The 12,360-nt window shown below is 32.3% G+C and carries 10 protein-coding genes; 9 read left to right on the top strand and 1 reads right to left on the bottom strand.

Annotation, left to right across the window (positions count from 1 at the left end):
- Nucleotides 1–65 precede the first annotated feature (65 nt).
- Nucleotides 66–824, bottom strand: a complete 759-nt coding sequence (gene yaaA, locus AC4FRF_RS13015) for a peroxide stress protein YaaA (protein ID WP_491159987.1) — start codon at nucleotides 822–824, stop codon at nucleotides 66–68.
- A gap of 452 nt (nucleotides 825–1,276) precedes the next feature.
- Here yaaA and nhaA point away from each other — a divergent pair, with 452 nt between their 5' ends.
- From nhaA to AC4FRF_RS13060, 9 genes are all read left to right on the top strand, one after another.
- Nucleotides 1,277–2,449, top strand: coding sequence for a Na+/H+ antiporter NhaA (gene nhaA / locus AC4FRF_RS13020; protein WP_491159988.1), 1,173 nt, complete (start codon nucleotides 1,277–1,279; stop codon nucleotides 2,447–2,449).
- On the top strand, nucleotides 2,433–3,740 hold the full coding sequence (locus tag AC4FRF_RS13025) for a TIGR00341 family protein (protein ID WP_491159989.1): 1,308 nt from the start codon (nucleotides 2,433–2,435) through the stop codon (nucleotides 3,738–3,740). The genes nhaA and AC4FRF_RS13025 overlap by 17 nt, the downstream gene beginning before the upstream one ends.
- A gap of 31 nt (nucleotides 3,741–3,771) precedes the next feature.
- Nucleotides 3,772–4,383: an alpha-ketoglutarate-dependent dioxygenase AlkB family protein gene (locus AC4FRF_RS13030; protein ID WP_491159990.1), complete on the top strand. Its 612-nt coding sequence runs from the start codon at nucleotides 3,772–3,774 to the stop codon at nucleotides 4,381–4,383.
- A gap of 300 nt (nucleotides 4,384–4,683) precedes the next feature.
- Nucleotides 4,684–6,657 (top strand): DUF349 domain-containing protein, encoded by a 1,974-nt coding sequence (locus AC4FRF_RS13035; protein WP_491159991.1) that lies wholly within the window; start codon nucleotides 4,684–4,686, stop codon nucleotides 6,655–6,657.
- A 189-nt stretch (nucleotides 6,658–6,846) separates the two neighbouring features.
- Nucleotides 6,847–8,211 carry an oxygen-independent coproporphyrinogen III oxidase gene (hemN, locus tag AC4FRF_RS13040; RefSeq protein ID WP_491159992.1) on the top strand — a complete coding sequence of 455 codons (1,365 nt, stop codon included), beginning with the start codon at nucleotides 6,847–6,849 and terminating at the stop codon, nucleotides 8,209–8,211.
- A 468-nt stretch (nucleotides 8,212–8,679) separates the two neighbouring features.
- Complete coding sequence (locus AC4FRF_RS13045; RefSeq protein ID WP_491159993.1) at nucleotides 8,680–9,186, top strand: DUF6438 domain-containing protein; 507 nt, start codon at nucleotides 8,680–8,682, stop codon at nucleotides 9,184–9,186.
- A gap of 110 nt (nucleotides 9,187–9,296) precedes the next feature.
- Nucleotides 9,297–10,583 (top strand): APC family permease, encoded by a 1,287-nt coding sequence (locus AC4FRF_RS13050; protein ID WP_491159994.1) that lies wholly within the window; start codon nucleotides 9,297–9,299, stop codon nucleotides 10,581–10,583.
- A 28-nt stretch (nucleotides 10,584–10,611) separates the two neighbouring features.
- Nucleotides 10,612–11,895 (top strand): MgtC/SapB family protein, encoded by a 1,284-nt coding sequence (locus AC4FRF_RS13055; RefSeq protein WP_491159995.1) that lies wholly within the window; start codon nucleotides 10,612–10,614, stop codon nucleotides 11,893–11,895.
- 20 nt (nucleotides 11,896–11,915) lie between these two features.
- Entirely contained in the window at nucleotides 11,916–12,299 is a 384-nt protein-coding gene (locus tag AC4FRF_RS13060; RefSeq protein ID WP_491159996.1) for a SpoIIAA family protein, read from the top strand.
- Nucleotides 12,300–12,360: the final 61 nt, after the last annotated feature.

Here is a 12,360-nt window from a genome sequence, read left to right on the forward strand (position 1 = left end):
GAATTTCACTATTCAATAAAAGTGAAATTCGGATTTTGTATATTTCTTGCTTTTAAACTAAACTTTTATCTAGTAAAAACTAAATGATTTCCTTTAGACAAATTAGCATCAAACTGATAGCCCTCGTAATTAAATCCTTTTAAATCATCAATAGTTTCTACATTTGTATCAATAATATAACGCACCATCATTCCTCTTGCCTTTTTGGCAAAAAAACTAATCATTTTTAACTTTCCATCTTTATAATCCTTAAAATCAGGAGTAATTACAGGAACTTTTAACGCTTTAGAATCAACAGCTGAGAAATATTCATTACTAGCCAAATTGATAAATAACTCCTCTTTTTTTAATTCTTTATTAAGTGCGGTCGTTAAAGTTGATTTCCAAAAATCATAAAGATTTTTTTTATCACCAATAGGCAATTTGGTACCCATTTCTAATCGATAGGCTTGCATCAAATCCAAAGGTTTCAAAATCCCATACAAACCAGATAAAATTCTAAGTTTATCCTGAAGTACATCCAATTTTTCAACAGGAATGGTATAAGCATCTAAACCTGTATAAACATCACCATCAAACGTATATACCGCTGGGCGAGCATTTTCAGGAGTAAAAGGGGTTTTCCACTCTTTATTGCGTTGCCAGTTTAAATCGGCTAACTTATCCGAAATAGACATCAAGCTAGATAAATCCTTTGGTGATTGTTGTTTCAATACTTTATGGACTTGTCTGGATTCTTTTAAAAAACTAGGCTGTGTAAACTGCACTGTAGGCAATTCTTTCTCAAAATTTAATGATTTGGCGGGTGATATAACTATTTTCATAAAGTACTATTGGCATTTTTTTTAAGCATTTTCAAAAATACTACAATGAAAACAATTTAAAAGACAGAATGCAATAGTTTTAATCTAATACTACATAAAAAGCTTTTATGATTTTGTAACAAACTTATTTAAAAGCCATTAAGCTTCTAATTAAGTATCAATTTTAAAATATCGTTTTATAATGCTTTAATAAATTAATAAAAAAAACAAAGGCAATTTCCTGTTTCGTTATTTTAGATAAGTTTAAATAGTCTAATATTATCATTTTAACAGCGGACTTTTACTAAGTATTTCGTTATTTTTGCATATCTCTACATTTTTTCTAAAGATAAGAGTAAAATCAATCATTTCTTTAACTAAATGATAAAAACAAACTAAAACACAGCAGTAAGCAATATCGTAAGTTAGTATTGATTACAAAAAGCATAATGTAAAAGAAAATTAAATAACAAATGAAAAAGACCATTAAACGCCTTTACAATTCAGACCTTTTTAAAGAATTTTTTGATAATGAAAAATCAAGTGGACTTGTTTTAATTGGCTGCACTTTGATTTCATTAATATTAGCTAATTCTATTTTTTCTGCAGAATACCTACACACTTGGCACATGAAAATAGGAACAGAAAGTCTTGAATACTGGATTAACGACGGTTTAATGACTATTTTCTTTTTACTAATTGGTTTAGAGTTAGAACGAGAAATTTATCAGGGAGAATTGTCAAATATCAAAGAAGCTTTATTGCCTATTTTTGCTGCCTTAGGCGGAATGTTGGTTCCTGCAGGACTTTATTTATTACTTAACTATGGAACTGTAGCCCACTCTGGAGCTGGAATTCCTATGGCTACTGATATTGCTTTTGCCTTAGGAGTACTTTCATTATTAGGAAATCGAGTGCCATTATCCTTAAAAGTTTTCTTAACTGCCTTAGCCGTTATTGACGATTTAGGAGCTATTTTAGTAATTGCTATCTTTTATACTAAAACCATTTTTTGGTCTAATTTAGGGATTGCCTTAGGTATTTTATTAGTATTATTTATTCTTAATAGAATGAAAGTAAAAAACCTAATTCCTTATCTTATTGGTGGAGTTATCATGTGGTATTTTATGTTAAATTCTGGAATACACGCTACAATTACTGGTGTATTATTGGCTTTTGTAATTCCTTTTGGAGACGGAACTAAAAAATCAATATCGTATAAATTACAACACTTTTTACACAAACCAGTTGCTTTTATCATTCTGCCATTATTTGCCTTAGCAAATACTGCCATCGTCTTAGGATCTGATATCGTAGAAACGTTACATTTGCATTACAGTATGGGAATCATGCTTGGATTAGTGGTTGGAAAACCATTAGGTATTGCCTTATTTAGTTTCATTGCGGTTTCTATTGGTTTGTGCAAATTACCTAACGATTTAAATTGGAAAACCATCATGAGTGTTGGTTTTCTTGGAGGTATTGGTTTCACCATGTCTATCTTTGTGACCTTACTTGCTTTTGACGACCATCATATCATTAATAACGCTAAATTTATCATTCTAATTTCTTCTTTAACTGCTGGTATCGTTGGTTTTTTACTGTTAAAACAAAACTTAAAAAACAAAAATGAAGTCAATAGTTAGAAAACTTTTTGCTTACATCAACCTCAATCGAGGTGAAGAAGATAAATCAAAAGTTTTAGAAAATGTAAAAACCAATATCTCTTTTAGAGGTTCTAATTTATGGATTTTAGCCTGTGCTATAGTAGTAGCATCCGTAGGATTAAATGTTAATTCGACGGCTGTTATCATTGGTGCCATGCTAATTTCTCCTTTAATGGGACCAATTGTTGGAGCCGGATTTGGATTGGGAACTTACGATTTTGACTTGTTAAAAAGGTCTTTAAAAAACCTCTTGATTGCTACTCTTGTCAGTTTAATAGTTTCTACTATTTATTTCTATATAAGTCCGTTTAAAGAAGCTCAACCCGAACTTTTGTCGCGTACTTCGCCTAATATTTACGATATTCTGATTGCATTTTTTGGTGGAATTGTGGGGGCAGTTGCGATAACCAGAGTCGAAAAAGGAAATCCTATTCCCGGTGTTGCCATTGCAACGGCTTTAATGCCGCCACTTTGTACGGCTGGATACGGATTAGCAACTGCTAGTTTTAAATTCTTTTTTGGAGCCATGTATTTGTACTCCATAAACTGTATTTTTATTTGTATCTCTACCTTTCTAATTGTAAAATATTTAGCTTATCCTATCAAAAAACAATTGGATGATCCCACTCAAAAAAAGGTAAAATATTACATTAGTACCTTATTGACTATTTTTATTCTTCCAAGTATTTATTTTGCCTATCAGCTATTTGAAGAAAAAAAATTCCAACAACAGGTTACAATTTTTACCGAAAAAGAATTTACAGATAAAGGAATTACAATTGTATACCAAAAAACACAATTCAACAAAAAACCTAAGATTCTAGAACTTGGTTTCCTTTCTAAACGTTTTAGTGATACTGAACTTAAGGAGCTCAACAACAGTCTTAAAGATTACGAATTAGAAAACACTCGATTAGTTGTAAAACAAGATACTACCGATTTAAAAAGCGATATTTTAAATGAAATCAATTACAACAAATCGGCTTTGAGTCAAAAAGATGTTACCATTCTTAATTTGAAAAAGCAAATTGCTGCGAATCATTTTGAGAACCACGAACTACTTGCCGAAATGAAAATTTTGTTCCCAAAGATTGAGAACATATCTATTTCTAATCATACTTTTAATGAGAAAACCGACAGTACAAAAGTAGTTCCTGTACTTATATACAAAAGTAAAAATGAACTTGAACCTGACGAACAAAGCAAGTTGGTTCAATGGCTAAAACAACGTTTAACCAAAAAACAAATTGAGATTTTCCACCAGAAATAAGGAATTGAATTAAAGCTTAAAGAAGAAAAAAATGGATTTATTTAATCCCGATTTTGACGAAAACACGAACCTGCTGCCACAAGACGGTACAGTTTTGTACTATGGTAAAATCATGAGCTTTTCTCAAGCAGACTTTTTTTTCAATCGTTTGTTAGAATCTATCGAATGGAAAAATGACGAAGCCATTATTTTTGGACAATTAATTACAACCAAGAGAAAAGTAGCTTGGTACGGCGATAACAATTTTAAATACAGCTATTCTAAAATTACTAAAGAAGCCTTGCCTTGGACCACTGAATTAGCAGAATTAAAAGCCTTGGTTGAAGAAAAAACAGCCGAAACCTATAATTCCTGTTTACTTAACTTATATCATGATGGCAAGGAAGGCATGGCTTGGCATAGCGATGGTGAAAAAGATTTGAAGAAAAATGGAGCAATCGCATCTCTTAGTTTTGGTGTCGAAAGAAAATTTGCCTTTAAACACAAAACTACCAAAGAAACCGTTTCTATACAACTGGAATCTGGAAGCCTTTTAGTCATGAAAGACGAAACACAAAGCCATTGGTTGCACCGCCTTCCTCCTTCTAAAAAAATCAACAAAGCCCGAATCAATCTGACTTTTCGAACGATTGTTTCTCAATAAACTGTTTGTTATTGGTCAAATCTGTGCTGTTTTTTTTTAAAATTTTAAAGTAGAAAACACATACCTGTTTTACCTATTAATAACGATTCTTTTTTTTGATAAAAAAGCTAAGCTATTGAACTCTTTTCAATTTAGATATATCTTAAAAAAGAATATAAAATGTGCAAAAAACACTAAAAAAAATTGATTCTTTTAAGTAAATCAACTATAAACAAAGGAAATATTTTGATTTTCAACAGACCTTTACTATCTTTCCAATCAATTTAACCAATTAAACAGAACCCTTAAACATTTAAAAAAATGTTAGAAGAAATGAATGATAACCTGTCTCAATCCAAGAACGAGACAGATGGAAACTTAGCCACTGATGTTCAAGCAGATAATCAAGCTACCACTAACACTGAAGCGGCTAATATTCCAGCCTCAGAACAAACAGCGGAGGATACCGAAAATTGTAAAAAGCAACAAGCCATCAATGAAATTGAGGCTTCAAATGCAGAAGAACATGAAGACGAAACCTTAAAAGCCCGTCATGAAATTCCAATGCTTGATTACGATACTTTATCTATGGAAGTATTGGTTGACGAATTACAAAAGCTGGTTTCTAATGAAAAAGTCATGTCTATACGTGATCATGTGGAGGAAATAAAAAAAGCTTTTTTATCCAAATACAACCACTTTATAGAAGAGAAAAAAGAAGAATTTCTTGCTGATAACCCGGACACTACCGAAGAATTTCAGTATCATTTTCCTTTGAAAAATAAATTTGATCAGTTTTATACTTTATACAAAGACAATAGAAACACGCACTACAAAAGTCTTCAAAACAATCTAAAAAACAATTTAGAAGTACGTCTCGCTATTGTTGAAGAATTAAAAGAGCTAATCAATCCTAACGAAAACATTAAGGATACGCTAAAACATTTCAACGAATTAAGAGAGCGTTGGAAAACAGCAGGTCCTATCCCAAAAGACAAATACAACCACGTTTGGAACAACTATCATTTTCATGTAGAGAATTTTTACGATTATTTACACCTAGATAGAGAAGCCCGAGATTTAGACTTTAAACACAATTTAGAGCTTAAACAAAAAATAATTACTCGTGTAGAAGAATTGCTTCAGGAGGCAGATATCAATAAAGCTTTTAGAGAATTACAAGATTTACACCGCATCTGGAAAGAAGACATCGGTCCTGTTTCTAGAGAACATCGTGATGAAATTTGGAATCAATTTTCTGATTTAACCAAAAAAATGCACGACAAACGCGAAATCCTTTTTGAAAAATTAAGAGGAACTGAGCAAGAAAATCTTGAAAAGAAGAACGCTATTATTGCTCAAATTGAAGAATTGGGTACTATAAAAGTAAACGCCCATTCGCAATGGTTGGTTCAAATAGGAAAAGTAGAAGCCTTAAGAGAAGCTTTTTTCTCTACTGGAAAAGTTCCTGCTGATGTTAATGAAGCTACTTGGGCAGCGTTTAAAAATGCAGTTAGAAACTTCAATGCTTTTAAAAATTCATTTTACAAAGACATTAAAAAAGAGCAAAACGAAAATCTAAATAAGAAAAATGCTCTGGTTGCCAAAGCTAACGAGCTAAAAGACAGCGAAGATTTTGCAGCAACAACCCCAATCATGAAGAAAATTCAGGAAGATTGGAAAAAAATAGGTCATGTACCTAGAAAATACTCCGATAAAGTTTGGGCCGAATTCAAAGAGGCTTGCAACCATTATTTTGACCGTTTAAAAGAACAAAGAAGTGAACATAATGCCGAAGAAATGGAAGCTTTTGACAAAAAGAAAGCTTATTTAGAAAGCATTAAAGAATTTCAATTAGTGGGCGACCACAAAACCGATTTAGATGCTATAAAACAGCATATTGAAAACTGGAAAAACATCGGAAGAGTTCCTTATACCAGAAGACATATTGAAGGTAAATTCAACAAAATATTAGATGCGTTGTTTGACAAACTAAGTTTGAGCAAAAAAGAAACTGATATGATGCGTTTTGCCAATAAACTAGAAAATCTTTCGGACGGTAATGACAACAGAAAACTAGAAAACGAAAAGATTTTTATCATTCGTAAAATAGAAGAAGTACAGAACGAGATTTTCCAATTAGAAAACAACATTCAATTTTTTGCCAATACCAAGAATGCAAAAAAAGAAAACTCTATTGTTTTAGAGGTTCGTAAAAACATTGCTATCCACAAAGAAAGCTTAGAAACTTGGAAAGAAAAACTAAAACAACTTAGAAATCTAAATCAAGAATAAAGTTGATTTAAGAAGTGTAAATTAGGAGTTTAAAAAGCGATTTTCAGTTTGAAAATCGCTTTTTTTTATGTCAACACAAAAGTTTTTTCACGACAACAATAGTCTCTTAACACTAAAAAATACAAGTATGACAATTATCATTTCTAGTCAAGAGAAATCACGCTACTTTTGATTTGAAAATAATTGATTATGAAAAATTCTTTGATTCAAAAATACAATGTTCCTGGTCCCAGATACACCAGTTACCCTACTGTTCCGTATTGGGATGAAACCAATTTCACCTATCAAGACTGGATTACATCTTTTAAAAAATCTTTTAAAGAAAGTAATACTAAAGAAGGAATTAGCCTGTATATTCACCTCCCATTTTGCGAAAGTTTGTGTACTTTTTGTGGTTGCAATAAAAGAATTACCAAAAATCATAGTGTAGAATCTCCCTATATCCAAGCTGTTTTAAAAGAATGGCGTTTGTACAGCAAATTGTTAGATGAAAAACCCATCATCAAAGAAATCCATTTGGGCGGAGGAACACCTACTTTTTTTTCAACAAAAAATTTAGAAGATTTAATCAACGGCATTTTTGCTTATGCCAGTCGAGCCGAAAATTATGAATTTAGTTTTGAAGGACATCCCAATAATACAACTTATGCACATTTGCAAAAACTCTACGATTTAGGTTTTAGAAGAGTCAGTTTTGGGGTACAGGATTATGCCGAAAAAGTTCAAAAAGCCATTCATCGGGAACAGCCGTTTCACAATGTAGCTAAAGTGACATTTTGGGCCCGAGAAATTGGCTATACCTCCATAGGTCACGATATTATTTTTGGTTTGCCTTTCCAAAAATTAAAAGACGTTGTGGATACGATTGAAAAAACCAAATCGCTACAACCCGACCGATTAGCCTTTTACAGCTATGCTCATGTGCCCTGGATAAAAGGAAATGGACAGCGCGGTTTTAAAGATGAAGACATCCCAAAAGACGAAGAAAAAAGAATTCTATACCAAGTAGGTAAGGAATTATTACTAAAAAATGGCTATCACGAAATTGGCATGGATCATTTTGCTTTGCCCACCGATAGCTTGTATCGAGCTTTCAACAATGGCCAATTGCATCGTAATTTTATGGGGTACAGTGCATCAAAAACCCAATTAATGATTGGTTTAGGAGTTTCTTCCATAAGTGATAGTTGGTATAGCTTTGCACAAAATGAGAAAAACCTAGACGATTATTACCAACTGTTAGAATGGGACAAATTGCCCATTTTTAGAGGACATTTATTAACAAATGAAGATCTCATTATTAGAAAACACATCTTGAATCTTATGTGTCATTTTAAAACCCATTGGGACGAGGAAAATAGCTATTTCAAAGAAATTCCAAAAGTACTGCTGCAATTAGAAGAAATGGAAAATGACGGCCTACTAATTATCAAAGAAAATGGTATTCTGGTTACTGATAAAGGCAAAGCTTATGTTCGAAATATCTGTATGGCATTTGACCTGCATTTAAAACGAAAAGCCCCCGAAACCACTTTGTTTTCCATGACGGTATAGTATTTTATTGTCAGCCTAATCTTGTCGAAGTGCTAAAAACTAACCTACTCAATCCGATTTGCCCCCAAAATCGGATTTTTTTATTCACTTATACCACATAAAATATATTTCTAAAAAATTGAAATTGTCGTTGTTTCTCAAATTATACCTTTAGTTTATTTGTAAGATCTTTTTAACATATTTGAAAACATAAAATCTGACTACCTTCAATCCTACCTACTCAGGTTTGGTGGTAATTTTTATTCGATTTATATAATGATTCACAACAACAAATAATCCAAACAATTGAATAACAAAATGATGAAAAACTTAATTTCAATTCTAATACTTTTACTTCTTACCTCTTGTAATTATAAAATCGAGTAAAATGAAATAACAAAACTTTCATTAAAAAACTTAAAACACCTTTATTTTGAGCAAAATAACTAGCCACTCCTTATCTTTACATTCAAAAATCATAAATTAACAATGATGAAAAAAATATTGTTCATATTAAGTTTAACAGTAATTCTGTCAAGTTGTGCTTCTAAAAGGACACAAAATAGTTTCGAGAAAATCATTTTTAATACCTCAGCTTGTTTTGGCAATTGTCCTATTTACAACTTACAAATTAATCAGGATAAAAGTTTTTTACTTTCCAAAGGAGAAAGTAGTCGTAGTTCTAAATTAGTCAGTGGCACAGCAAATACAACGACTACTAAAGCTTACTACAAAGGCATTATGAGTCATAAAAAGTATGCAGAACTGCTAGCTGAAATAAAGAGAACCGACACTTTAAAACTAGAAGGACAAAACTGCTGCGATGCTCCAGTAAAAACCATTATTATCTATTACAATAAGAAACGTAAATTTGTAAAAACGATGTTTCCACCCGAGGAAGCTAAAAAATTGGTTGCTCTTTTATATGAAGTTTGTGAGTCAGACAACCTAACAAAATCAGCGGAAACTTTTGAAATAGAACAAGCCAACGAATAATTTTTTACTATAGCAAGCCTCGATATCTTCTAAACGATATTGAGGAAACACCATAATTTATTTGTATTTTCGTCTAAACCTCAACAGGTTTATTCAAAAAACAGATTAAAATGAAGCAAACCATTGGATTAAAAGAAGCGATTTCCATAGGAATTGGTGGTATGGTAGGCGGTGGTATTTTTGCAGTTTTAGGTCTGGCGGTATCTCTAGCTAAAGGCGGCACGCCCATTTCTTTTTTATTTGCAGGTATTCTGGCCCTACTTACCTCCTACAGCTATGTCAACCTATCTAAAAAATACCCTGACCGAGGCGGAACCGTAAAATTTATCAATCAAGCTTTTGGAAAAACCGTTTTTAGTGGTACTATGAATAATCTTTTATGGATTAGTTATATTATCATGCTTGCACTTTATGCTTCTGCTTTTGGCTCCTATGCACCTAATTTGGCTGCTATAACAGCTAGCAAGCCCCTTGATTTTCATCTTTATGCCTCAGCTATTATTCTTTTGGCAACAGCTATCAATTATTATAGCATAAGCGTGGTGGGCAAAATAGAATCGTATGCGGTAATTATAAAATTAGTGATTCTAATTGCTTTTATTCTTATTGGTGCTTACGGTTTAATTGGCAATCCTACCACAACTCAATTAGCTATTTCTCACTGGGAATCGCCCATCCAATTGTTTGCTGGAGGTATGGTTATTTTTGTGGCTTACGAAGGCTTTGAACTTATTGCTAATGCAGCTCCTGATATTATAAATCCCGAGAAAAACATTCCTCGTGCCTATTATTTTTCGGTGCTTTTTGTCATGGTACTTTATGTGGTGATTGCATTGGTCACTGTAGGTTCACTTCCTTTTTCTAAGATCGCAACTGCTCAAGACTATGTTTTGGCCGAAGCTGCTAAACCGATGTTGGGTGATATTGGATTTACGATTATCACAATAGCCGCTTTAATTTCTACTTTTTCAGCCATAAATGCATCCTTATTAGGAGGTAGTCGAGTAAATTATGAAATTGCCGAAGACGATGAATTACCGCATCATTTTCTAGCGAAACTCTGGAATCAACCCGTTGGCTTATTGATTACTGCTGTGGCAACATTAATTTTAGTAAACATACTTGATTTAGAAAGTATTTCTACTGCAGGAAGTGTTGGTTTTTTGCTGATTTTTGGGATAGTCAATTGGGCAGGATACCGCTTAGCTCCTGAAATGAAAACAAATAAATTTGTACCTTTAATAGGCTTTTTGTTGTGCATGTTGGCAACTGCGGTTTTAATCAACCAACAGTTCCAAACCAACATCATGGGAGTCTGGGTGGCTCTATCCATTATTTCACTATGCTTCATAATGGAATGGCTGTATAAAAACCGAGAGAAAGCTTCCATAGCATGAAAAATATTTGATTTCAAAACTGCTCAAGATGAAAGAATCGAACGAATTAATCAATTTATTACCTCCAGATTTAATAAAATTTGCCTTGGTGGTTCTTTTTTCTTTATTGATTGGATTAGAGCAACGAAGACAATTTTTAAATTCAAGCATAGGAAGTCGATTTGGAACTGATAGAACTTTTACGCTTATCGGGATTTTAGGTTTTATACTTTACAAATTATCCCCGGACACCTTGCTTCCCTTCCTTGGTGGTGGATTGGTACTAGGATTGTTTTTAGCGGTATTTTATTTCAACAAAAGCCATCTGCAAAAAGATTATAGTTTAACCTCTATTATTGTTGCGCTTATTACGTTTTGCATTGCTCCATTGATTTATACCCAAGTAGATTGGTTGGTCATCCTAATTATTGTTTCGGTTTTAATATTGGTAGAAATAAAAGAAGCGCTCTTTGATTTTTCAAAAAAAATAGACGATAACGAATTTATTACGTTAGCAAAATTTTTAATCATCGCTGGAGTAATTTTACCGCTACTACCCAACACTTCTTTTTCAGAAACTATTTCGATTACACCTTATAAATTTTGGTTGGCCATCGTAGCGGTTTCGGGTATTTCCTATTTTAGTTATTTATTACAAAAATTTGTTTTTCCAAAATCAGGCATTCTACTCACTGGAATTTTAGGAGGATTGTACAGCAGCACAGCTACTACTTTTATTTTGGCAAAAAAGAGTAAAGAATCTGATGAAAATTATAAAATAACAGCCGCTATTATCTTAGCCACAACCATGATGTTTATTCGAATATTTATTCTTGCCTATTTGTTTAATAAATCGATTGCTATGCAGTTAGCGCCTAGTTTGAGTATTCTTGCTGTGCTTTCAGCAGCTATAGCTTTATACTTTATTTGGCTAGACTATAAACAACAGCATAAACCCGAATATCAAGCCGAAATAAACTCCTTATCTAATCCATTAGAATTTAAAACTTCCTTAGTTTTTGGCATTCTTTTTATTGTATTTGCGCTGCTTACCGGATTTGTAAACATGCAATACGGAACATCGGGAATTAAAATTTTATCCTTTGTTGTGGGTGTAACCGATATTGATCCTTTTATCATCAATATTTTTCAAAATAAATGGAGTATTAGCGACGGAATTTTAGCCACTGCTGTCATAAATGCCGTAACGAGTAATAATATTTTGAAAATGATTTACGGGATCATTTTGTCTAAAAAAAGCATTAGAAAACCAATAATTATTGGATTTGGTATCTTAATCATTTTTGGTTTTGCACTTTCAATATTTTTTTAAACAGCTAAAAAAAATAAAAAATGATCGAACAATTAAAAACCTACAACAACAATGTATTAGCCATTACTATACTTGATGGCTTTACCGAAACTGACGAAAAATTATGTCAAAAACTATTTTTGGAAAAATTAGAGAAAGGTTTTGACAAAGTCAATGTTTTAATCAAATTAGACGAAATGAAACTTTCTAAAAGCAGCACCAAAGCTTTTTGGGAAGATACCGTTTGGGCGTTACGCAATTACAAAAAAATGGGACATCTAGCTATTGTTGCCCATTCTAAAATGCTAAAAGCATTAGTTCCTATAGATAATTTATTTTTTGAAAGAGCAAGTTCAGGAAGATTAGAACGCTATTTCGATATTTCGCAATTGGAAGAAGCTTTTGCTTTTGTAGAAAAAGATTGATTCTGGAAGGAAAAAAGGCTGTTCAAAGTTTTTACTTTAAACAGCCTTTTTCTATGAATTA

This window comes from Flavobacterium sp. ST-158 (genome assembly GCF_058309975.1).